The sequence below is a fragment of the Pseudarthrobacter sp. Pseusp20 genome, assembly GCF_059492155.1.
Genome location: NZ_CP168521.1, coordinates 3,618,433 through 3,639,914, shown reverse-complemented (window position 1 = coordinate 3,639,914; position 21,482 = coordinate 3,618,433). Strand labels below are relative to the sequence as shown.

Below are 21,482 nucleotides of genomic sequence, written 5' to 3'. Positions count from 1 at the left end.
CCCGCCGGCAATTGTCGGACCCCCTTGTCATGATGGGTTTATGGGGAAGGCGGCGGTGGTGAGGGCGTTCGAGGAGATTCGCGCTGCCCTTGCTGTGCTTCAGGCTGAGGTGGACGGGGCGGGTCTGGAGGCGTTCTCGGATGCTGATTCGTTTTTGGATGCTGAGCCTTTCTCGGTTCCTGATCCGTTGCGCGGTTTGGCGGATGGGTGCCTGGAGATTCTCGCCGGGGCCCGGGAGGTGGAGGCGCGGGTTGCGGGGTTGAAGGCGAAGGCTGCGGTGGGGTACGCGGAGGCTGCGCATGCTGTGGTGGGCCCGGACGTGCCGGTGGTGGCGCAGGAGATGGCGGTCGCGGCGGAGATCGGGTGCGTGCTGGCGTTGGGTCCCCGGGCGGCGGCGTCGTTCCTGGCCACCTCCCACGCCCTGACCAGCAGCTTGCCGCGGACTTTGGAGGCGCTGCAGTCCGGGACCCTGTCATGGCAGCACGCGATAGTGCTGGCCGACGAAACGGCGAGCCTTGATGCGGCCGGGGCGGCGGCGTTGGAGGCGCATTTCCTGCCACCCGATACACCGGACCCGGACGCCCTTCCCCCGGCCAGGGGGTGCCCGGTTGGGGAGCTGCCGGCGCACCGGTTCCGGGTCAAGGCGCGGACCTGGCGGGAGCGCCACCACGCCGAATCGATGGAGAAGCGGCATGCCAGGGGTGTGGCGGAGCGGCGGGTGGAGTTCCGGCCGGACCGGGACGGGATGGCGTGGCTGGGCGCGTACCTGCCCGCGGACCAGGCCCAGGCTGGCTGGAACCGGCTCACCGTTGCCGCACGGGGTTTGCAGGGGCCGGCCGAGGACAGGACCCTCTCCCAGCTGCGGGCCGACAGTTTCGCCGCAGCGATCCTCGGCAGCACCAGCGGCAGCGGGACCAGCGCCGCATCGGGAACTGGCCACCATTCGTCGCCGGTCCGCGCCGAGGTGCTGGTTACGGTTCCGGTGTTCGCGCTGATGGGCCTGACCGATGAACCGGCGATGCTGGACGGGTATGGTCCGGTGCCGGCGTCGATGGCGCGGCGACTGGTCGCGGACGGGGCGGGCTCGTTTTACCGGGTGTTGGTGGACCCGCGGGACGGGGCGCCGTTGGAGATTGGCCGGAAGAGTTACCGGGTTCCCAGGGCGATGCGGGCCTGGCTGCGGATGCGGGACGGGAAATGCCCGTTCCCGGGCTGCAGCAACACCTCCCTGGACACGGAGGCCGACCATCTTCTCGCCTGGCACCACGGCGGCACCACCGGCATCAGCAACCTGGGACAGCCCTGCCCGAAACACCACAGGCTCCGGCACACCACCGCCTGGAAACCCACCCCGGCCAGCACGAACGAACCACCCGGCTGGACCTCACCCACCGGCCGCCACTACACAAGCGAACACCAGGACTGGGAACCACCAAAGTGGCCACCCGGGTTCCTGCCCGGCGAACGAAGCCAGTCCCGCCAACGAAGCCGGGCCCGCGAACGATGCCGGACCCGCGAACGAAGCCTCCTGGGGAAGCACGCCTTCAGCCCCATGCCGTGTGAGCCGCCGCGCCGGTAGACCGGCCTGTAGTCCTGCTACCCCAGAGGGTTGGCCGATTGGCAGGTCTGGTCGCTGCCCGTCTGGGCCACCACGCCGCCTGAGGAGTCGGCGGACGACGGCGGTACGGCGGGTTTGGTGCCGGCGGCAAAGTCCGTGCCCGCGTACAGTTGCACGCCCTGGATGTTCGCCACCTGCTGCACGTTGCCTGCGGGCAGGCCGAACAGCGCTGCCACGTCCGCGGCCACGTCCTCGAACCCGGGCGAGTAGTAGACCATGGTCTTCTCCTGCGCCTGGGCCTGCAGCTTGGTCAGGTTGGTGAAACCGGCCTCAGAGAGCAGCCCGGCAATGGCATTGCTCCGCCCAGTCACGCCGGTGCCGTTGGCAATGGAGATGGGCTGCAGTGACTTGTCGTAGGCGGGTGCCGCGGGAGTTGCGGGCGCCTCCGTGGGGGAGGCGGAGGAGGGCTGGCTCAGGTCCGGGCTGCTTCGGAGCGCGGCGAAGAAGTTGGAGGCTGTCGGCTCATTCAGTGCCAGCCGGTTGGGGTCCGCCGGCGCCGGCACCGTGGGCGTGGTGATGAAGTTGATGTTGGCCGGGTCGATGTTCTTCAGCCGGTTGGCGATGGTCAGCAGTGATGGGATGGAGGACAGGCCCGAGTCAACGGTCAGGTTCCTGGTGATGGTGTCGGCAATGGTCAGGGTTTTCTGCGGATTGCCCAGCGTGCCCTCGGACTTGAGCTTCCGGCTGAGCGAAGCCAGGAAGCCCTGCTGGGCCTGGATGCGCCCCAGGTCCCCGCCGTTGGCGAAAGCGTGCCGGGTCCGCAGGAACGCCAGCGCCTGTTCGCCCTGCACCTGGGACGTTCCGGCAGGCAGGTTCAGCCCGCTGTCCGGATCGTGCACGGCATCGCTGACGCAGACCTCCACGCCACCCACGGCATTGGACAGTTCCTTTACCGCGTTGAAGTCGGCCATCATGAAGTGGTCCACCTCCAGGCCGGTCAGTTTGTTCACGGTGTCCACGGCGCAGCCGATGCCGGCCTGTGCCATGGCGCTGTTGATCATCACGTCCTGGCGGGCGGGATATGCCTGCTTGGTTTTGGGGTCCGTGCACGCCGGCACGTCCACCAGCAGGTCGCGCGGGAAGCTGACCACGTTGACGTGCTTGTTGTCCGCGGAAATGTCCAGCAGCATCATGACGTCGGACTGGCCGTAGCCGGAGGAGTCCTCCGCGCTGCCGTACTGGCTGTTGCTGCCGTCCCGGGTGTCGGAGCCCAGGACCAGGATCTGCATCCGGTCCGTGCTGTCGTTCACGGTCCCTTCGGTCCGCTCCCCACCCGCCGTCAGTTCAGACGTTGTGATGTTCGACTGCAGGCGCCACGCCCAGTAGCCGCCGAAGGCCACGGCACCGACAAGCAGCGCGGACACCACGGCGGTAACGGCCTTGAGCCAGCGCGGGACACGGCGTACAGGCCGACGGCGGCGCAAACTGGCGGCGTACAACTCGCCTTGGCCGGGGTAGGCGCCGGGGGCGGAGCCAACCTGATCCGGGTCGGGGGATTTTCTGGAACCGAACACGAAAAAATGACCTTCGGGAGGGGACAGGTTTCGGCTACCCTACAGGCCCAAGCTGGCAATTCCCCAAGAACGGCAGCCTGCAGCCGCGCCGTCCCGGTCCTGGCGGCGGCAGAGGGCGTACTCTTTTTTCTCGGCGGGTACCCGCCCCGGAGATGGGCCCGGCCATGGGGAAAGCCCTGCTGTGCAGGCTGAGGAACGGACAGATGAATACAGGACAAAAGCAGCGCGTGGCGGGCCGTCCTGCCCGGCGCGGGCTGGGCAAAGTGGCGGTGTGGCTGGTGGATGACTCCCCGGGACGCCTCCGGCCGCTGATCCTGGCGGTGGTCCTCACGCTCTCGGCGATCGGACTCGTGGAGGTGGCATCGGCGTCGTCCGTGGAATCTGTGGCGGCAGGAAACAATCCGTACGACCTGCCCCTGAAGCAGGCCATGTGGACCGTGGCTGGCGTGGTGATCATGCTGGTGCTGGCCCGGATGCCCGTGCGGCGGATCCGATGGCTGGGTTGGCCGCTGCTGATCGGCTCCCTTGTTGCCCTGGTGCTGGTGTTCACACCGCTGGGAATGTCCGTCAACGGCAACCGGAACTGGCTGAGCGTGGGAGGTTTCACCGCGCAGCCCTCCGAGTTCGCAAAGCTCTCGCTGATCGTCTGGGCCGCCGCCATCCTGGACCGCAAGCAGGCCCTCCTGGGGCAGTGGAAGCATGCGGTCATTCCGTTGGCACCCGCAGGGGGACTGATCATGCTGATCGTGGCGCTGGGGCACGACCTGGGCACCACCATGATCATCATGATGATCCTCGCCGCCACCATGTTCTATGGCGGAGTCCGGATGAAGGTGTTCTCGGTTGCGGGGCTGGTCTGCGCGGTGGCAGCGCTCCTGCTCGCGGCCACCAGCGGCAACCGGATGGGGCGGATCTCATCCTGGCTGGGCATGGGATCCGACGAGGACGCGCAGGGAATGGGCTACCAGGCGCAGCACGGCGCGTACGCCCTGGCCTCCGGCGGCTGGTTTGGCGTGGGCCTGGGACAGAGCCGGCAGAAGTGGAACTGGATCCCCGAAGCCCACAACGACTTCATCTTCTCCATCCTCGGCGAAGAACTCGGCCTGGCCGGAACCCTGCTGGTGCTGGGGCTGTTCGCCATCCTGGCCATCGCGGTGTTCAAGACCATTGCCCGCACCACGGACACCTTCTCGCGGATCGTGGCCTGCAGCGTGATCACCTGGATCCTGGGACAGGCCGTGATCAACATCGCCATGGTCAGCGGACTGCTGCCGGTGATCGGCGTGCCGCTGCCGTTCATCTCCTATGGCGGATCGGCCATGGTCTCCTCACTGGCGGGCATCGGGGTGATCCTGGCGGTAACGCGTCCGGAAGGTGTACACCCTCACCCCACCCGGTCCCGTCGCGCCGGACCCGGCCGTCCCGTGTCAGCCCGGCCCGTGTCAACCCGAGCTGTGTCCGGCCGGGGCGTGAAGCAGGCCCGGGAGCATGCGTACCAGCGGTAGCGCCGGCGGGACAACTCCTCCGGCGCCCATGACTGCCATCCGCTTCATCCTGGTCTTCGGGGTGGTCAGTGCGCTGATGGACATGGTCTACGAAGGGGCGCGGAGCGTCACCGGCCCTTACCTGGGTGCGCTGGGCGCGTCCGCGCTCCTGGTCAGCGTGGTCACGGGGGCTGGTGAAGCGGTGGCCTTGGTGCTCCGCCTGGTGTTCGGGCGGCTGGCCGACCGGCCGGCGCTGCGATGGACGCTCGCACTCAGCGGTTATGCCCTGACCGCGCTGTCCGTGCCGTTGCTGGGGATCACCGATGCGCTGTGGATAGCCTGCCTGCTGGTCCTGGCGGAAAGGCTGGGCAAGGCGGTGCGGAGCCCGGCGAAGGACACCATGCTGGCCGAGGCCGGTTCAGCGATGGGGCAGGGCAAGGCGTTCGCGCTGCACGAGGCGCTGGACCAGGTGGGGGCGCTGGTGGGGCCGCTGCTGGTGGGGGCGGCCCTGGCGCTGTCCGGCAGCTACGGTCCCGGGTTCCTGCTCCTGGCTGTTCCGGGGCTTGCTGCCATGCTGATTCTGTTCCGCCTCAGGCGACGCGTTCCCGACCCCGGTGTCTACGAGCCTTCCGCCGCGCCGCCAGCCCCACCCACCCCCGTTCCCGCCAGCCCCGTTCCCGCCAGCCCCGTTCCCGCCAGCCCCGTTCCCGCCCAGGACACAATTGCTGGGAAGCCGGCCCCAATGCCGCGCCAGTACTGGCTCTACGCAGCCTTCAGCAGCCTGACCATGTTCGGCTATGCCACGTTCGGCCTGCTGTCGTTCCATCTGGTGGCCACCGGACTCCTGCCGCCCTCATTGGTCCCGGTGCTTTACGCCGCGGCCATGGGAGTGGATGCCGTGGCGGCATTGGTTTCCGGCTGGCTTTTTGACCGGGTGGGGTTGAAGGTTCTCCTGGCCCTTCCGGTCCTGGCCGCCGCGGTCCCGTGGCTGGGCTTCAGCAACAGCACGGCGCTTGCGGTGGCGGGGGTGCTGCTGTGGGGAGCAGCGATGGGTGTCCAGGAAAGCACCATGCGGGCCGGGGTGGCGGGCCTCGCTCCGGTGGCCCGGCGGGGGAGTGCTTACGGGATGTTCACTGCCTGCTACGGCCTTGCCTGGCTGGCCGGCAGTTTCGTCATCGGCCTGCTCTACGAGATCTCAGTTCCTGCACTTGCGGTTACCGTCACGGTGGTCCAGGCCGCGGCCCTGGCGGTCTTCGCCGTCGTGCGTCCGCACGCCTCCGGCATGGAAGGCCAACTGCCGTCTTCGGGGAACGAAACTACCTAGGCGACCGCCCCGGCAATCTCGGGGCACTCAACGCAGCGGACGTCCGCAACCAGGGACCCGGCGTCGTCCTTTTGGAAATGGGTGACGTGATTGGTGGTCCTGCCGCAGGTGGGGCAGAAGCTCTGGCTTTGTTTTGTCCACATGCATGAATAATACGGAACGCCCCCACAAAGAGAAGATCGCGGGCCAAAGTATGTGGATCGCCGCAGTTTTCCTTTACCGGATCTTGACCAAAGCTGCTGGCGATCCTTCAGGAAATGCTGAGTTTCGCCGCATAGCTTGGGCTCATCAGGCAGTACGGAAGGAGCGCAGGACAATGACCATTACCGATTACTTTGTGGCTCTCGGCGGCATGCTGGCTTCACTCGGAGGTGCAGGGCTGGTGGCGGCCGGCCTTATCAGGGCACGGGCACGGCACTAGGATTTTCGCCGCAGTTCCTACGCGATTGCCGGGGGCTCGAACCGTGTTCCGGGCGTGCCGCTGGGCAGTGACCTCAGGATGTTCTCCGCAACGCTGCGGACCTTCAGGTTCCGGTGCCGCGAGGTGCCGGCAAGCTTGCTGAACGCCTCCGTGTATGAGCAGCGGTTCTGCGCCATGAGCACGCCGCAGGCCACGTCGATGCTGGTCCGGCTCTCCAGTACCTGTTTCAGGTTGTCCCCGGCGCGGATGACGCCGTGCACGTCGAGGGCCAGCTTCAGGCTGTGCGATGCCACCTCGCCAAACCAGGCTGCCTCGTTGATCACCTTGGCGTTGAAAACGTAGTTTGCCGGTCCCAGGAACACGAGGGCTCCAGCCGAGCCCGGCTGCAGTTCCAGGGGAACGGCAAGCGCTGAGCCGAAGCCTTTGTCCAGCAGCCGCCTGCGGTACGCCTCCCAGCGGGCGCCGGCCTGGTTGATCACTGCCGGCGCCATCAGCGGCGAACCAAGAGCGGTGGGGCTGTCCCCGTGCTCGTCCTCCGATGCCACGCTGGCCGCGGCCGGAGTGCTGCCGGCGGTGGCAAAACAGGACCGCTGCCGGTGCAGGACGGCGGCGCACTCCAGTGCCCTTCCGGCGGAAGTGCTGATCCAGCGGGCGGCAGCATCGGTGAGCTTCTGCAGGGACCCTGCATCGCCGTCGGCCCCTGTCACCAAATCCAGCAGGAACCCCTGCCGTTCGGGCTCCACATTGTCTGCCGGGCCAACCGCCACCCTGCACCCCCGTCTCGTCACGCCCCTTGGCCGTGGCGCCGCGGGTTGGAAGAAACCTATTGGGCCGGGACGGTGTGCGGCACGAGTAGCCGGTACTCTACTTTTCCCGTGCCGCCCGCCCGGGTACTTGCCTGCTGCTTTTCAACGTTGTGGAGGTGGCGGGGGAACAAGTGGGCTACCATGGGTTTGTTAGACAGCCAAGCAAGTAGGATATCGAAGGAATTCGCATGAACCCGCATGGTGCAAGCGAAGGCTACTGGTACCCACCCGTCGAGGGCGTCGAGCCCGGGGCTGTTGATGTCATCAACGCGCTCCGCGAATTCCGGACCTCGGAGAGCGCTATGAGAAGGCGCACCCGCTCGTCCGCCGCAATGGGGGAGACGGACCTCCTGGCGCTGCGGTACCTCATCGATGCAGAGGCTGCCGGCGTGGGAATCCGACCCACGGAACTTGCAGCCCGCCTGTGCATCACGTCCGCCTCCATGACCAGTCTTGTGGACCGCCTGGTGTCCGGCGGCTACGTCACCCGGGAGCCCCACCCCTCGGACCGCCGCGCCGTCATCCTGCGGCCTACTCCCGGCGCCGACGAGGAAGTCCGGCACAACCTGAACCAGATGCACAAGCGCATGCTGGAAGCCGCCGAATCGTTGTCTTCCGAAGAAATCAAGGCCGTCATGCACTTCCTGGTGCGCATGCGGGAAGCAGTGGACGCCGTCAATTCCGGCCCCGGCATTACCGGCCGGTAGACAAAGAGATAATCCTAGTTAGACTAGCTACATTGTTAGTTAACTATCGGACGGCGGATTGCATGACTGCAGTACTTGAACCTCAGGCGCCGGGGCAGTCGACCCGCGTTGAGCATTACGAAGAACTCCCGCTTCAGCCCGCGCCCTCTGTGATTGGCGACCCCGCGGCACCCTTTCACTGCGGCGCAGCGATGGCGGCCGGCCCCGTACCGATAGCGTCGCTGGGGTGGGCACCATTGGAGCTTGGCTCGGCGGAATGGTCCTGCGCATGCGGTTACAGGATCGTCGAAGGCGGCACTGCCGGTGATCCGCTGGAGGCCGTCCAGCTGGCTTCCGCAAGGGTGGAGAGCCTCCAGTGGGAGCTGGATGCGGCGCAGGAGCGGTTTGAGCATGCAGTCCAGAGCGCCGCGAGGCTGGGTGCAGGGCAGGAGGACCTGGGCAGGGCCGCCGGCCTCACCGTTGAGGAGCTTCACGACATCCTGGTTGCCAAGGACCAGCTGCGGTAAAACAAAAACTGCTCCACCACCCCGAAGTGCAGCCATCCGTTTGTTCAGATGCAGCTGCACTTCGGGCTGTTGGAGCGGAAAGAGAAGCGGTGGTCGGCCTGCTCTGGCCCGAAAAATGGGCGCGGCGAGCGGCCGGGGAATTTATGCGGCCAGGCGGCCGGCCGTGTGACGCGGATGTCGGCGGTCAGCCAGCACGCTGATGGTGCAGGGAGCCTGTTCCGGATCGATTTTGGCTGGAAGGTGCCTTGTTTCAGAGGCGGCGCGGAGCATTTCCAGTGCTTCCTCGTCCACCCAGGCGCTGGAAACGTCCAGTTCCAGGTCCAGGCCTCCCCTGAGGGAGTTGGCACGCTTTGCCACTACATAGAGGGCGTTGACGCTGTGAATGGTGATATGCCCCGTTGCAATCACCTTGGCCTTGCTGTGGTCCAGATCCACCCGGACAACGATGTTCAGCTTAGAGTTCAAGTTGTAAAGCCTTCCCCGGCATTGGCTGCGACGCTGCAGCTTCTTGCATGGCCCGTTTGCATGAGCCTCAATTAGATTAGGCAACAAATGTGACCTGCGCAACACGGGGGGCCTTTATTACACCGAACGTAGTTTCCTACCAGTTTGAGGAGTGCCATGAGCATCGACCCCGCAGGAAAGCCTTCCGTCCTCTTTGTCTGCGTCCACAACGCCGGCCGGTCCCAGATGGCGGCAGCGTTCCTCACATCCTTGTCCAGGGGAGCCGTCGAGGTGCGCTCCGCCGGTTCCCAGCCGGCCGACAAGGTCAATCCGGCGGCGGTGGAGGCCATGGCCGAGGTAGGCATCGACATGTCCGCAGAGGTCCCCAAGGTACTCACCACCGAGGCAGTGAAAGAATCGGACGTGGTGATCACCATGGGCTGCGGTGACGAGTGCCCGTTCTTCCCGGGCAAGCGCTACGAAGACTGGGTCCTGGAGGATCCGGCCGGCAAGGGCGTTGAGTCCGTCCGTCCAATCCGTGATGAGATCAAGGCACGCGTTGAACAACTGATCACCGAACTCCTGCCCGCGCAGCACGCGGACGCCCAGTAGTACCGCCACCGAAGGACAATCCATGAGCAAAGAACAGCTGATCATCATCGGCTCCGGCCCCGCCGGCTACACCGCCGCCATCTACGCCGCCCGCGCGGGCCTGAACCCCCTGGTCCTGGCCGGCTCCGTCACCGCCGGCGGCGCGCTGATGAACACCACTGAAGTGGAAAACTTCCCGGGCTTCCCCGGCGGCATCCAGGGCCCTGAGCTGATGGACGGGCTGCAGCAGCAGGCGGAAAAGTTCGGCGCGCGCATTGAGTACGACGACGCCACGTCCGTTGACTTGAGAGGTTCCGTTAAGCGCGTGGTCACCGGCGGCGGGGAGACTTACGAGGCTACGGCCGTCATCCTGGCCACCGGCTCTGCGTACAAGGAACTCGGCCTGCCTGAGGAGAAAAAGTTCAGCGGCCACGGTGTTTCCTGGTGTGCCACCTGCGACGGGTTCTTCTTCCGTGACCAGGACATCATCGTGGTTGGCGGCGGCGACTCCGCCATGGAGGAAGCCACCTTCCTGACCCGGTTCGGCAAGACCGTGACCGTGGTGGTGCGCAAGAACGAGCTGCGCGCCTCCCGCATCATGGCGCAGCGGGCCAAGGACAACCCCAAGATCCGCTTCGCCTGGAACTCTGCCGTTACCGCCATCCACGGCGACGGCAAGGTCACCGGCGTAACCCTCACAGACACCCGTTCCGGTGAGACCCGGCACCAGGACGCCACCGGCATCTTTGTGGCCATCGGACACCTGCCGCGGACCGAACTGGTGGCGGGCCAGGTGGACCTGGACGAGGAAGGCTACATCAAGGTGGACGCCCCCACCACGTGCACAAACCTGCCGGGCGTCTTTGCCTGCGGCGACGCCGTGGACCACCGTTACCGGCAGGCCATCACCGCCGCCGGCACCGGCTGTGCCGCCGCCCTGGACGCAGAGCGGTTCCTGGCCGCACTGGAGGACGCGGCCAGCATCGCCACCGCCCTCGTGGAAGAACCCACGCACAGCTAAGTACTCCTGCCCGGGCACTCACTGTTGCCCGGGCAGGCTTCATTCCGCGGGTCAGACGACTTCGGGAAGCCGTCCGGTTAATACTGAAACTGGAGCTGCGGACCAGCGTTCACGCTCCGGCTCGTAGGAGATCACCATGGACGCGTCGTTCTCGCGCGCCTCGTCGATGGCCAGCAGCAGGGCGTCTTCCATATGCCTGGCATATTCCAGCCGTTCGGGCAGGGACCCCTGCAGCCCGCCGTCGTCAATCAGCACGTGGCCCTTGCCGTCCACGATCACTTTCAATGAATACCCGCTGTCCTCATGCAGGGACCCGCGGGTAGATGAAATCTCCGTGACTCGATCTGCCCGGACCAGCCCGTTGCCCAGCGTGCGGATCCACACTTCGCCCATGAATTGACCTCCCCTTGGCTGCGGGCGCGGATCAGCGCCCATAAGGCGAACGCTACTCCTCCGCGCGGCTTTTGTGACCCCCCGAATCCGCCTGCTGCGCCAGCGGATATGGCAACCAGCGGCCGCCGGATTCAGCTATTGTTGTGCGAGAAAACCCGCACTGGGTATGTGAGTTTTGGAGGAATGCATGTGGTCGAAGTTGGATGCGTACCTCTTTCCGCTGCCGATCACTGCCGTCTGTCCGTCGGGGACCTTTGAGCTGGACGTTGCCTCAGGAAGCATGAACTGGTCCGAGGGCATGTTTGGCATTCACGGGCTGCAGCCAGGTGAGGTGGTGCCCACTTTTGACGTGCTGATGGCCCACAAGCACCCGGGGGACCGGGAACCGGTGCGCGCGCTGTGGGCGGACCTCCTTGAGGGCGGTGGCCAGGGTGCCCTGCTGCACCGGATCATTGACGTCCGCGGCAGGGAGCGGCGCGTCTTTTCTGCGATCCAGGCCGTCGCCGCGCCTTCCGGGCGCGTAGAGCTGGCCCGCGGCTTCATGGTGGATGTGACCCAGAGCCTGCGCATCGAGTCCCAGCATGCCGCGACGGAGGCCATCGAGGGTGCGTTCGGGCACAAGGCGGTCATTGAGCAGGCGAAAGGCATTGTCATGGCCCTGCACAGTGTGGATGCCGAATCGGCGTTCCGGGTGCTGGCCGCCAGAAGCCAGCACGCCAACGTCAAGCTGCACCTCGTGGCGGAGGAGTTGACCAGCGCGGCGGCAAACGGGAAGGCCAGGGAAGTCCTGGAGGGTTACTGATTCCCGGTTATCCCATGACCTGCTGGTTCACCCACCGCTCCAGCGACGGGACCAGCAGCAACACCGCGACGCCGGCCACCATCAGGACGTGGACGAACACATTCCACGCCGTGGTCCCGACAGTTTCGCCCCCGCCGATGGCTGCGAACCAGAAGGGCGCCAGGGCCACAAGCCCAAGTGCAGCCGACGCGAGGGCCGCATTTTCCCACCAGCTCCACCGGGCAAACAGTCCCCACGTGGCCACCAGGAACCCCAAGACGGTCAGCAGCGCAAGCACCATGGTGATGTTCCACCAGATACCTGACGTGTTGACCCCGCGGGTGGCGAAGGTGGGCGTAATCCACAACCAGCTGCTCCCGGCCATCAAGAGGGCGATGCCGCCCAGGGTGCGAAGCGTAAACATCTTCCACCACCTCCTTCAGCCAGCGTGGTTGCCCTGGGCGTCGGCGAAACAGGGCCGAAGGGCCCGCCGTTGTCCGGTTCGTGGGTCCATGGGTTCTCGGCGGCTGGGCGGTAGGGCCGGGCGGTGGCAGGAAGGCGCCGCCGGGGGACCTTCGGCACTTTCGGGCATGGTCCCTATGCCAGACCCTGTTGCCATGGCGGACAGGACAACCACCAGCCGCAGCGGCAACCTTGGCTCAGCCATCGTCAACGCCCTGCTGCTGTACGGGATCAACATGTGGCCTGGGTGGCAGGTGCTGCCGTTCCTGACAGCCGACATGTCCCGCGTCCTTGACCTCATCAACGCGTCCCTGATCGCGGGCATCATCGTCAACCTCGTCTGCGTGGTGATCCACGCACGTACCCTCGTGGCGCTGGGCAACCTGGTGGTCATAGGCTTCGGGGTTGCCGCCATGCTGCGCCTGTGGGAGGTATTTCCCTTCGACTTCGGCACCGGCTGGTCCGGCTGGCCGGTGCTGGTGCGGGTGCTGCTGGTGCTCGGCATCGTGGGCTCGGCCATCGGGGCGGTGGTGGAAGTCGTCAACCTGTTCCGCGCCCTGGCCGGGTTGGAACCAAGGGCCCGTTGATCCACTCTCCGCGGAGGCCACTGTGAGTCCCTGTCCGCTGCGTCACACTGCAGCCTCCCCAGGGAGGGGGCGGCCATAGGATAAATCTGATGACTTCCCCGGACCCCTCCCAGCCCTTCAGCCTGCGCAGCATTGCGGTCGCCGCTTTCGGACCCACACTGCTCTTCGGAATTGGGCAGGGCGCCATCCTTCCGGTGGTGGCATTATCTGCCCGCGAGTTGGGCGCTTCGGTGGCAGTGGCGGCCCTGATCGTCACCCTCATCGGACTGGGATCCTGGTTCTTCAACCTGCCAGCGTCGCTGGTAACCCTTCGATTCGGTGAACGCTGGTCCATCGTGGGCGCCGCCGTCGCCGGTGGCCTGGCGCTGGCAGCCGCCGCCACCTCCGCCCTGGCCCCGAACGGGCTGTGGCTGCTCGCCGTGGCGATGGCCGTCGTCGGGATGTCCGGGGCGGTGTTTGGCCTGGCCCGCCAGAAGTACCTGACGGAGGCGGTGCCGGTGGCCTTCCGCGCCCGGGCGCTGTCCACGCTGGGCGGCGTGAACCGCATCGGCGTGTTCATCGGCCCGTTCGCGGGCGCGGCGGTGATGCAGTTCTTCGGCATCGCCGGCGCCTACTGGGTGGGGGTGGTGGCCATGGCGGCCGCCGCGCTGCTGTCCCTCACCATCCCGGACCTTGCGACGCCGGATGTCCCCTTGGGCGGGGACGCGGGCCCCCAGCCCACGCTTCGGAGCGTCGCGGTGTCGCATGCCGGCGTGTTCCTTTCGCTGGGCGTGGGCATCCTGCTGCTCAGCGCGCTGCGGTCCTCCCGGCAGGTGGTGATCCCGCTCTGGGCCGACCACCTGGGCATGGACGCCACCTCCGCATCCCTGATCTACGGGCTCTCCGGTGCCATCGACATGCTGGTGTTCTATCCCGCCGGGAAACTGATGGACCGGAAAGGGCGGCAGTGGGTGGCGATTCCCTCCACGCTGCTCATGGGGACTGCGCTGCTCCTGATCCCGCTCACCGGTTCCTTCGTGGGACTGCTGCTGGCGGCGCTGCTGATCGGCTTTGGCAACGGCATCAGCTCCGGCCTGGTGATGACGCTGGGCGCCGACTTTTCGCCGGACCGGGGCCGCGGCCAGTTCCTGGGCCTCTGGCGGTTCATGGCGGATGCCGGCTCCACAGGCGGCCCGGTCCTGCTGTCCGGGGTGACCGCCCTGGCCTCCCTGGGCCCGGGGATCTCAGCCACAGGCCTGCTGGGGTTCGCGGCGGCGGCCGTGTTCGGCGTCGTCATTCCCCGCCTGAAGCACCGCCGCAACTACTGACCGCCGGGACGCCACCCCAAGGCTGGCGTCCCGAACCGGTTCCCCGGGTCAGCGAACGATCTTGAAGTTGAACTCCGGCGTGCCGAGGGCGCCCCAGAGGCGAAGCCAGACAGGGAGGAGCATCTCCGTGCCACGGGCGGTCGAGATGTCCCCGAGCTCGATGACGTCCTGGTGCCCGAAATCCTTCAACAGTTCCGTGACCATGTGCTTGGCGTCCGCGTCGTTTCCGGAGACGAAGACAGTGCTGGCCTCGGGAAGGGTGTCCGGACGCGCCATGAGGTCGGCATTGAGGGTGTTGAGGGACTTCACCACGCGGGCGGTGGGGAAAGCGCGCTGGATCTGCTCACCGAGTGAATCGGTGTCCTTGACGAACAGGGTGGGCGGCATGCCCTGGCTGAAATCGAGCGGGTTGGCGATATCCAGAATGACCTTGCCGTCAAGGTTCTCCGCGCCTACCTGTGCCAGGGCATCCAGGGATCCGTTGCCGTTGGTGGCGTTGATGATGAGCTCTGCCCCGACGGCGGCCTCTGCGTAGCCGGCCAGCGAGACGCCCGGGTTTGCTGCAGCCCAGGTGGCGAAGGGTGCGTTGCCCATGGCGTCTGCCCCAGTGCGGGCGAGCGTGGCTTCGGGGCTGCGGGTGCCAATGGTCACGGTATGTCCGAGCTCTGCCAGGCGGGCGGCGATGGTGCGGCCGACAGTGCCGGTTCCGAGGACAGCAGTCTTCATGGTGGTTCCCTTAGCTTCATATTTAACGGGGTCGGATCCGATGTGACGGATCGTTCTCATTAGTTTGTGACGGATCGATCCGTCTGTCAAACTAAAGGCGGTACATTTTTCGGCTTGGGTTTTGGAAGGGTGGGTTTGCCGTGGCGCGCAAGAGCGGCGAGGAGAACCGGCGCAATGTGCTTGAGGTGGCCACGCGCCTGTTCTACCAGCGGGGAATCCGCGCGGTCGGGATGGATACGGTGGTCAAGGAATGCGGGGTGGGAAACGCCACCATTTACCGCCAGTTCCCCACCAAGGACGCTCTCGCCACAGCGTTCGTTCAGGGACGCGCGGACGCCTGGTTCGAGCGGATGCGGCAGGCGGCCGGGGAACGCGACGACGCCCGGGAGAAACTCACTGCCGTTTTTGAGGTGTTGGCCGGAGATACCGCCGGTGCTACCTACCGCGGCTGCCCGATGCTGAACACGAACACCGAGTTTCCGGAGGGCAACCACCCGGCCCATCTGGTGGCGGCAGCGCACAAGCAGCAGGTGCGGGACTGGTTCCAGTCGCTGGCAGCCGACGCCGGTGCGCAGGACCCTGGCGAGCTGGCCGAGGAGTTGCTCATCGTCCTCAACGGGGCCTATGCAACAGGCGCGGTTCTCGACGGCGCCCGCTACGGCAAGCGTGCCCTGAACCTGGCCCGGCGCCTCGTGGACGACGCCTGCACCCAGCGCTAGTCACGGTGAAGCTGGTCGGGGCTAATACGCCAGGTCCAGCTGCGGCTCCACTTCCCCCGGACCGTCATTGCGGGAAGTGTCGCAGGAGCGGGTTATTCTCGACACATGAGTGATCCCGGCGCTGAAGCCCGCATCAGCCCGCTGCAAAAAGCCGTGTGGTGGGCGCAGGACTATGTTTATGCCGCGGGCTGGCAGGTCCGCGGATTCCTGTCGCGCGTGCAGCCGGAGTCCTTCCACAACGGCACCCGGCAGCCCGTGCTGATCATTCCCGGCGTGTACGAAAACTGGCAGTTCATGATGCCGCTCATCCAGGCCATCCACGACGCCGGGCATCCCGTGCACGTGGTCACGGTGCTGCAGCGCAACAAGATGAAGGTCCCGGACGCTGCAAAGCTGGTGGCCCAGCACCTGGAGGAGGCGGGACTGCGCGATGCCATCCTGGTGGCGCACAGCAAGGGCGGCCTGATTGGGAAGTACGCCATGCTGTCCCTGGACCCGGAGCACCGGATCGACCGGATGATCGCCGTGTGCGCACCGTTTTCCGGCTCGCGATACGCCCGGTACATGCTGCTGCCCAGCCTCCGGATCTTCTCGCCGCGCAACGCCCTGACCCTCCAGATGTCCCGTGAACTGACCATCAACAGCCGCATCACGTCCATCTACGGGCCGTTTGATCCGCACATTCCGGAGGGGAGCGTCCTTCCCGGGGCCACCAACATTGAACTCCCAGTGGCGGGGCACTTCAGGATCCTGGGCGACCCCGGAACCGCGCGGATCATTGTGGAGCAGCTGAACCTTCCGGCCTGACGCCGGCGGGTGTCTGTGTTGCCGTGGATGCCCTGGTTGCTGCGATGCGCCTGGCGATGAACGCTGCGTCCGTGCCTACGCCGTGGACCATGGAGGACGCCAGCGACTGCTGGAAGATGGCGCCCAGGAAGTAGAGCCCCGCCTGTGCCCGTGCGACGCCGCGGTCCTGCTCCGGCCCGCCGTCCGGGCCGAACACCGGCAGGCGGATCCACTCCAGCGCGGGCCGGAAGCCGGTGCACCACATGACGTTGGCAACCTCAAGGGTCCGGCCGTCCGCCAGCAACGGGCGGCCGTCCCTGACGCCTTCCGTCCTGGGGGCGCGTTCGACGCCGGCACGCACCAGGTCCCGGTCTTTCACCCTGACCAGTGGTCCGCTGTGCGCAAGGATTTGTGGGCGGGCCTTGCGGCCCATCGGCGTGTTGAGCGTCAGGACGTGGGAGAAAGCGAAGAAGACCGCGAGGGTCAGTGGCCTTGCTGCCACGGCGTCGATGGGCCAAGGAATCTCGCCGGGATGCCTGCCGGAGAGATATGTCGTGCGGCTGGTGGCCAGCTCCAGGGCAATGTCCGCGCCCGAATTGCCCGCGCCGACCACCAGGACCGGGCCCGGGGCGAGGTCTCCTGGGTTCCTGTAGCTTGCCGCCGTGAACTGCTGGATGTCCGGGTTGAGGTGATGTGCGAATGCCGGAACTTTGGGCTTCCGGTCCCAGCCGGCGGCCACCACCACGTTGTCCGCCTCGAACTGCCGGCCGCTCTCGGCTTCAATGACGAAGTGATGTCCGTTGCGGCTGAGGCTGGTGACCCGCACGTTGTTCCGGATCGGCAGCGCAAATCTTTCCGCGTACCTGCGCAGGTAACCGGCAAACTCCTCCCGGGACGGGTAGGACCACGGGGGAGCCGGGTAGCGGCTGCCGGGAAGGGCGTCGTACCGGGCCGGGGTGAACAGCCGGAGGGAGTCCCAGCGGCTGCGCCAGCTGTCCCCGGTACTGGCGTTCTCATCCAGGATGACGTAGGGGCGCTTGAGGCGGGACAGGTGGTAGCCCATGGCCAAACCCGCCTGGCCGCCGCCGATGACGACCGTATCGAAGTGCTCTGACATGACGCCTGCCCTTTCGCCCGGACTGCTGTGAGCCTGCCACGGCGTTGCGGCTTTTGCCGCCGCCTTGCGGGTTCGCTACTGCCTGTCCGGGCTTCCTGCTAAGATTCATCCGAATATACTTCGGATGAAATTAGGGTAGGCCTCCCGATGGATGCAGTCAATGCCCCGGCCCGCCGCTATCACTCGCCGCTCCGGAAGGAACAGGCGGCGGCCACCCGCGACGCCGTGTTGGCTGCTGCCCGTGAGCTTTTCGTGGGGGAGGGCTACCGTTCCAGCACCGTGGCCGGCATCGCACGGAGGGCTGGCGTCGCCGTCGACACCATCTATGCCACCATCGGCCGAAAACCGGACCTCCTGAGGGAAGTGGTGGAAACGGCCATCTCCGGGACCGGCCGGGCGGTGCCCGCCGAGCGCCGCGACTATGTGATCCGAATGCGGGAGGCGAAGGCTGCAGCCGAAAAGATTTCCATATACGCCCATGCTCTGGCCCGCATCCAGCCGCGCCTTGCTCCGGTATACGTGGCGTTGCGCGATGCCGCCGGCACGGATCCCGACTGCGCAGCACTGTGGAAGGAAATCTCCAACCGGCGGGCGGCGAACATGCTGAAGTTCGTTGAGGACCTTGCCTCCACCGGGGAACTGCGGACGGACCGGCCTGCCGAAGAGCTGGCCGACGCCGTGTGGAGCATGAACGGGCCCGAATACTGGGTGCTGCTGGTGGACCAGCGCGGGTGGAGTCCGGAACGGTTCGCAGACTGGCTGACCGATGCCTGGTGCCGGCTATTGCTGGAGCAGAAATAAGCTGTATTCCGATAGAAGTGCAGGTCAGGGGCGGGTTGAAATTTCAAATAACTTGAGCTTTCGTTGACGTTTTACCCCCTCACTTCCTGAGCTTGGCACGGCAATGTTGTCCCCAGCTAGACAAAACGCACACACCAAAAAAGTCTGAGGGGACATCATGAAGAACAGCACTCTGATCAAGGGAACCGCAGCCATCGCCGTTGGCGCAGCACTGTTGCTGGGCGGCGGGGGAACCCTGGCCAACTGGAACGCGGCAGATGCCGCGACTCCCGGCATCATCGTGGCCGGTGACCTCAATGTTAAGGCTGGCGCCGGCGTATGGACGGACCGCAACGGTGCCACCATTGACATCAGCACTTACAAAGTGGTCCCGGGTGACAAGCTCACCTTCACCCAGGATCTGACCGTAACCCTGGTCGGCAACAAGATGGCCGCCAACGTTGTTCTCGCCGATGTTCCCACCAGCACTTTCACTACCGACAACGTCATCGTTTCACCGCTCAAACTCACCAACAGCGCGGGCGATGTAACGTCCAGCACTGTCTTGAAGCCCGTTACCGGAAGTACCACCCAGACGGTCACGGCAACAACCGTTTTCGAATTCAAAGGCGCCACGACCGGCCGCAGTGATGTCACCAAGAACTACAACCTCGGAAACGTGAGCTACACCGTGACCCAGGTGAACTCCGCTAACGACGGTCTTTCCTAGCCTTGCGCAGGCGGGTGGCCTCAAGGTCACCCGCCTCGATTGACCGAAGCCCGGAATCAGGACCAGGAGGAACCATGCGCACCAAGCGCAGGCTGCAGGCGGCAGCGCTGACCGCCGTTGCAGTGGTCCTGGGACTGTTCACCGTTCAGGGAACCTACGCGTTGTGGAGCGCGGCGGCATCAGCCTCCCCTGGGACCATCACGTCGGCGTCGTTCGATACGGCGCTGACGGCGGTCAACACGGGACAAACAACCACAATGACCCTTGCTGACGGTTCGGCTGCCACCTTGACCCTTTCTCCCGCAGGGACACTGGGCCCGGGCACCTCGGTCTACGGCGGCGTGGTGGTCACCAACAACACCAACGCCGGCGGCCAGTTCAACACGGCGATCACGGCAGGCCAGCCCACCATCGCAAATGTCAGCGGCGGAACCCTCGCCGGTTACGTCACCGTCAACGCGAAAACTGCGGCTTCCTCCGCGGAATGCAGCACCGCCACAGGCTTCGCGTCAATCAGTACCGCAGGGCTTGTCTCGCCCACGGTTGTCAAAGGCGGTTCCACCGTCTTCTGTTTCCAGGTGAGCCTGGGCTCCAGCGCCCCCTCCACAGTGAAAGGACAAGCAGTGAACATCTCGCTCCAACTCACCGCACGTCAGCTCTGCGGGGTGCCCAGTGGCTGCTGACCTGACCGAACGCCTGCTGGGCGGCGAAGCCGACCCGACAGAACCGGGGAGCGGGACTCCGGCAACCACCCGGCAGCGTGGACGAAGGCGCACTGCCGCCTGGGCCGTCGTCGGACGTTTCCTGAGCATGGCAGCCATGCTGGTGTCACTGTTCGCCGCCCTGGTCCTCATCGTGGTTCCGGTGGCGACGGGTTCGCAGACCTACACGGTGCTGACCAAATCCATGGCGCAGAAGTACCCGCCGGGCACGTTCATGGTGATGAAACCTGCCCCGTTTGATGAGCTGAAATATGGTGACGTCATCACTTTCCAGCTCTACTCAGGCCGGCCCGATGTGGAGACGCACCGGATCGTGGGGTTCGGGTCCACCCAGCAGGGCGAGAAGACACTGATCACCAAGGGCGACAACAACGGCGCCAACGATGAGAACCCCGTCCGCGCCATCCAGGTCAAGGGCAAGCTGTTCTACGCAGTCCCGTACGTGGGTTTCGTGGCCAACTTCCTGGGGAATTCCGACCGTGGGACCTGGACAGTCATCGCTGCCGTGGCACTCATCGGCTACGGAGCCATCACCGTGTACAGGTCGGTCCGCAAGACCCGTTCCCGGGACAACGCGGCCGCCGGGGCGCAGTAGATGGCACGGATCCGGAATGCTCCCGGTGCGGGCCTCGCCGTCGGGGCCTTCATCCTCACGGTGCTGCTGGGCATAGGCGGCGCCTCGGCCTCGGCCCTCTGGCAGCAGAGCGCCACGGCCACCATGACCGTCACTGCCTCCGGCGCGTGGCCGAACCAGTTCTCGGGATTCACCTGCACCAATGACAACCCGCGGCAAACCGCAACCTTGTCAGCGGTGGGGACGACGGCGCCAACGACACTTACCTACGCCGCACTCCAGTCGAACGGCACGTATGGGCCCTCCTACAACGAGTCCGTAAGCCTGGGAACAACCAGCACCATCACCCTGACCATCAACTCGCAGATCGTGCTGGCCAACAGGACCACCACCCCACTGACCATCCGTGTCACAGCGACATACGCGAACCAGGTGCAGACCACCGCGTCAGCCACCGTGTCACTGGAACAAGGAAACAACAGCAACAAAGTCACCTGCTTGTCCACGACCTTCTAGGCGCCGGTCCACCGCCAGCCCGACGGAAGAAGGCGCCGCTGCTAACACCCCCCACGCAGCGGCGCCGCCTCCCGCCGGGCTGGGGATTGCCCGTCCAGCGGTGGTTCTGCCCGCCCTCGTCACGACGCGCATATTCACTTTCGACCCGCAGTTGCCTTTGCGCCCCGGATATTTGGGCCGCGGAGGGGAATATCCGCGTCGAGAACAACTACGCGCGTCGAGAACAACCCTGCGCGTCGAGAACAACCCTGCGCGTCGGGAAAGGCGATGCGCGTCGAAGGTGAGTTCCCGCGCGAGGTGCGTGCCGCCGTCGTGCCTTCCGGTCCGTGTCCGCCCGCACGCAGCCGCGGCCCGTCCGTACACTGGCACCATGTCATGCCGTATCAGCGAACTGGTCCTGAACTGTGCCGACCCGGAACTGCTTGCGCGGTTCTGGAGCGGGGTCCTGGGTTATGTGGAGATCGACCGGGAGGATGGTGCGATTGAGATCGGACCGCCCGATGCCGGCTTTGGCGGTCTGCAGCCCACCATCTTCCTGAGCCCCAGCAGCAATCCGCGGGTGGGGAGGCTTCCGCTGCATATCGACGTCAACCCCGTGGACCGGGACCAGGACGCGGAGCTGGAACGCCTGCTGGCCCTCGGCGCACGGCCGGCCGACGTGGGGCAGACCGGCGACGAGCAGTGGCACGTGCTGCAGGACCCGGAAGGCAACGAGTTCTGCCTCCTGCGCAAGCGGCTCGATCCCTGAGACCTCCGCCGGAGAGGCTGCAAGCGGGAGAACAGTGGGGGTACCGGGCGGCGCCCACTTCAAGACGCCGCCCGGGCACCTGCAACTATCCCGGGCAT

General features: G+C 66.0%; 26 protein-coding genes. 18 read left to right on the top strand and 8 right to left on the bottom strand.

Translation table 11 applies throughout. The annotated features are described in order from the left end of the window. Window positions 1–40: 40 nt before the first annotated feature. Complete coding sequence (locus ACEN9K_RS16860) at window positions 41–1,579, top strand: HNH endonuclease signature motif containing protein (protein WP_495634694.1); 1,539 nt, start codon at window positions 41–43, stop codon at window positions 1,577–1,579. 17 nt (window positions 1,580–1,596) lie between these two features. Here ACEN9K_RS16860 and ACEN9K_RS16855 read toward each other — a convergent pair whose 3' ends face one another. Continuing rightward, entirely contained in the window at window positions 1,597–3,132 is a 1,536-nt protein-coding gene (locus ACEN9K_RS16855) for an LCP family protein (protein WP_495634693.1), read from the bottom strand. A 203-nt stretch (window positions 3,133–3,335) separates the two neighbouring features. Here ACEN9K_RS16855 and ftsW point away from each other — a divergent pair, with 203 nt between their 5' ends. After that, window positions 3,336–4,637 (top strand): putative lipid II flippase FtsW, encoded by a 1,302-nt coding sequence (ftsW, locus tag ACEN9K_RS16850; RefSeq protein WP_268001805.1) that lies wholly within the window; start codon window positions 3,336–3,338, stop codon window positions 4,635–4,637. Then, on the top strand, window positions 4,621–5,940 hold the full coding sequence (locus ACEN9K_RS16845; RefSeq protein ID WP_495634692.1) for an MFS transporter: 1,320 nt from the start codon (window positions 4,621–4,623) through the stop codon (window positions 5,938–5,940). Before ftsW ends, ACEN9K_RS16845 begins: the two co-directional genes overlap by 17 nt. On the opposite strand, the gene ACEN9K_RS16840 is transcribed toward ACEN9K_RS16845, so the two are convergent. Then, window positions 5,937–6,083 (bottom strand): hypothetical protein, encoded by a 147-nt coding sequence (locus tag ACEN9K_RS16840; protein ID WP_155845532.1) that lies wholly within the window; start codon window positions 6,081–6,083, stop codon window positions 5,937–5,939. The genes ACEN9K_RS16845 and ACEN9K_RS16840 overlap by 4 nt on opposite strands. A 295-nt stretch (window positions 6,084–6,378) precedes the next feature. Beyond that, window positions 6,379–7,149, bottom strand: a complete 771-nt coding sequence (locus ACEN9K_RS16835) for an ANTAR domain-containing protein (protein WP_231377410.1) — start codon at window positions 7,147–7,149, stop codon at window positions 6,379–6,381. Window positions 7,150–7,355: 206 nt separating this feature from the next. Here ACEN9K_RS16835 and ACEN9K_RS16830 point away from each other — a divergent pair, with 206 nt between their 5' ends. Together ACEN9K_RS16830 and ACEN9K_RS16825 are read left to right on the top strand one after the other, a co-directional pair. Next, complete coding sequence (locus ACEN9K_RS16830) at window positions 7,356–7,874, top strand: MarR family winged helix-turn-helix transcriptional regulator (protein ID WP_018768662.1); 519 nt, start codon at window positions 7,356–7,358, stop codon at window positions 7,872–7,874. A gap of 62 nt (window positions 7,875–7,936) precedes the next feature. Continuing rightward, complete coding sequence (locus ACEN9K_RS16825) at window positions 7,937–8,380, top strand: hypothetical protein (protein WP_495634691.1); 444 nt, start codon at window positions 7,937–7,939, stop codon at window positions 8,378–8,380. Between the two features lie 141 nt (window positions 8,381–8,521). On the opposite strand, the gene ACEN9K_RS16820 is transcribed toward ACEN9K_RS16825, so the two are convergent. Further along, window positions 8,522–8,845: an aminoacyl-tRNA hydrolase gene (locus ACEN9K_RS16820; RefSeq protein ID WP_018768660.1), complete on the bottom strand. Its 324-nt coding sequence runs from the start codon at window positions 8,843–8,845 to the stop codon at window positions 8,522–8,524. A gap of 156 nt (window positions 8,846–9,001) precedes the next feature. Between ACEN9K_RS16820 and ACEN9K_RS16815 the strand changes: the two genes are divergently transcribed. Together ACEN9K_RS16815 and trxB are read left to right on the top strand one after the other, a co-directional pair. Continuing rightward, window positions 9,002–9,436 carry an arsenate reductase ArsC gene (locus ACEN9K_RS16815; RefSeq protein ID WP_134163971.1) on the top strand — a complete coding sequence of 145 codons (435 nt, stop codon included), beginning with the start codon at window positions 9,002–9,004 and terminating at the stop codon, window positions 9,434–9,436. A 22-nt stretch (window positions 9,437–9,458) separates the two neighbouring features. Further along, complete coding sequence (gene trxB / locus ACEN9K_RS16810; RefSeq protein ID WP_142071539.1) at window positions 9,459–10,436, top strand: thioredoxin-disulfide reductase; 978 nt, start codon at window positions 9,459–9,461, stop codon at window positions 10,434–10,436. Between the two features lie 51 nt (window positions 10,437–10,487). On the opposite strand, the gene ACEN9K_RS16805 is transcribed toward trxB, so the two are convergent. Then, a complete protein-coding gene (locus tag ACEN9K_RS16805; RefSeq protein WP_018768657.1) occupies window positions 10,488–10,829 on the bottom strand; it encodes a thioredoxin domain-containing protein in 342 nt (113 codons plus the stop codon). A 187-nt stretch (window positions 10,830–11,016) separates the two neighbouring features. On the opposite strand from ACEN9K_RS16805, the gene ACEN9K_RS16800 reads away from it, so the two are divergent. Next, the gene (locus ACEN9K_RS16800; protein WP_056392957.1) at window positions 11,017–11,631 is read left to right on the top strand and encodes a PAS and ANTAR domain-containing protein; all 615 of its coding nucleotides are present in this window, start codon (window positions 11,017–11,019) and stop codon (window positions 11,629–11,631) included. A gap of 7 nt (window positions 11,632–11,638) precedes the next feature. Here the strand turns inward: ACEN9K_RS16800 and ACEN9K_RS16795 are convergent, their stop codons facing one another. Further along, entirely contained in the window at window positions 11,639–12,034 is a 396-nt protein-coding gene (locus ACEN9K_RS16795; protein WP_223992407.1) for a hypothetical protein, read from the bottom strand. A 193-nt stretch (window positions 12,035–12,227) separates the two neighbouring features. Here ACEN9K_RS16795 and ACEN9K_RS16790 point away from each other — a divergent pair, with 193 nt between their 5' ends. Then, a complete protein-coding gene (locus ACEN9K_RS16790) occupies window positions 12,228–12,659 on the top strand; it encodes a hypothetical protein (protein ID WP_056393166.1) in 432 nt (143 codons plus the stop codon). A gap of 89 nt (window positions 12,660–12,748) precedes the next feature. Further along, entirely contained in the window at window positions 12,749–13,966 is a 1,218-nt protein-coding gene (locus tag ACEN9K_RS16785; protein WP_018768653.1) for an MFS transporter, read from the top strand. 48 nt (window positions 13,967–14,014) lie between these two features. Here ACEN9K_RS16785 and ACEN9K_RS16780 read toward each other — a convergent pair whose 3' ends face one another. Continuing rightward, window positions 14,015–14,692, bottom strand: a complete 678-nt coding sequence (locus ACEN9K_RS16780; protein WP_488315764.1) for an NADPH-dependent F420 reductase — start codon at window positions 14,690–14,692, stop codon at window positions 14,015–14,017. Window positions 14,693–14,832: 140 nt separating this feature from the next. Between ACEN9K_RS16780 and ACEN9K_RS16775 the strand changes: the two genes are divergently transcribed. Beyond that, window positions 14,833–15,411: a TetR/AcrR family transcriptional regulator gene (locus ACEN9K_RS16775; RefSeq protein WP_488315765.1), complete on the top strand. Its 579-nt coding sequence runs from the start codon at window positions 14,833–14,835 to the stop codon at window positions 15,409–15,411. A gap of 105 nt (window positions 15,412–15,516) precedes the next feature. Next, on the top strand, window positions 15,517–16,218 hold the full coding sequence (locus ACEN9K_RS16770; RefSeq protein WP_495634690.1) for an esterase/lipase family protein: 702 nt from the start codon (window positions 15,517–15,519) through the stop codon (window positions 16,216–16,218). On the opposite strand, the gene ACEN9K_RS16765 is transcribed toward ACEN9K_RS16770, so the two are convergent. Continuing rightward, window positions 16,187–17,314, bottom strand: coding sequence for a flavin-containing monooxygenase (locus ACEN9K_RS16765; RefSeq protein ID WP_495634689.1), 1,128 nt, complete (start codon window positions 17,312–17,314; stop codon window positions 16,187–16,189). The genes ACEN9K_RS16770 and ACEN9K_RS16765 overlap by 32 nt on opposite strands. Before the next feature lie 147 nt (window positions 17,315–17,461). Between ACEN9K_RS16765 and ACEN9K_RS16760 the strand changes: the two genes are divergently transcribed. The 6 genes from ACEN9K_RS16760 to ACEN9K_RS16735 all read left to right on the top strand — a co-directional run bounded on the left by ACEN9K_RS16760 (window position 17,462) and on the right by ACEN9K_RS16735 (window position 21,384). After that, window positions 17,462–18,115: a TetR/AcrR family transcriptional regulator gene (locus ACEN9K_RS16760; RefSeq protein WP_495634688.1), complete on the top strand. Its 654-nt coding sequence runs from the start codon at window positions 17,462–17,464 to the stop codon at window positions 18,113–18,115. Between the two features lie 157 nt (window positions 18,116–18,272). Continuing rightward, window positions 18,273–18,824: an alternate-type signal peptide domain-containing protein gene (locus tag ACEN9K_RS16755; protein ID WP_495634687.1), complete on the top strand. Its 552-nt coding sequence runs from the start codon at window positions 18,273–18,275 to the stop codon at window positions 18,822–18,824. Window positions 18,825–18,898: 74 nt separating this feature from the next. Next, window positions 18,899–19,507, top strand: a complete 609-nt coding sequence (locus tag ACEN9K_RS16750; protein ID WP_495634686.1) for a hypothetical protein — start codon at window positions 18,899–18,901, stop codon at window positions 19,505–19,507. Continuing rightward, a complete protein-coding gene (locus tag ACEN9K_RS16745; protein WP_495634685.1) occupies window positions 19,497–20,141 on the top strand; it encodes a signal peptidase I in 645 nt (214 codons plus the stop codon). Before ACEN9K_RS16750 ends, ACEN9K_RS16745 begins: the two co-directional genes overlap by 11 nt. Then, on the top strand, window positions 20,142–20,636 hold the full coding sequence (locus ACEN9K_RS16740) for a hypothetical protein (RefSeq protein WP_018768644.1): 495 nt from the start codon (window positions 20,142–20,144) through the stop codon (window positions 20,634–20,636). A gap of 370 nt (window positions 20,637–21,006) precedes the next feature. Continuing rightward, complete coding sequence (locus tag ACEN9K_RS16735; protein ID WP_018768643.1) at window positions 21,007–21,384, top strand: VOC family protein; 378 nt, start codon at window positions 21,007–21,009, stop codon at window positions 21,382–21,384. Window positions 21,385–21,482 lie beyond the last annotated feature (98 nt).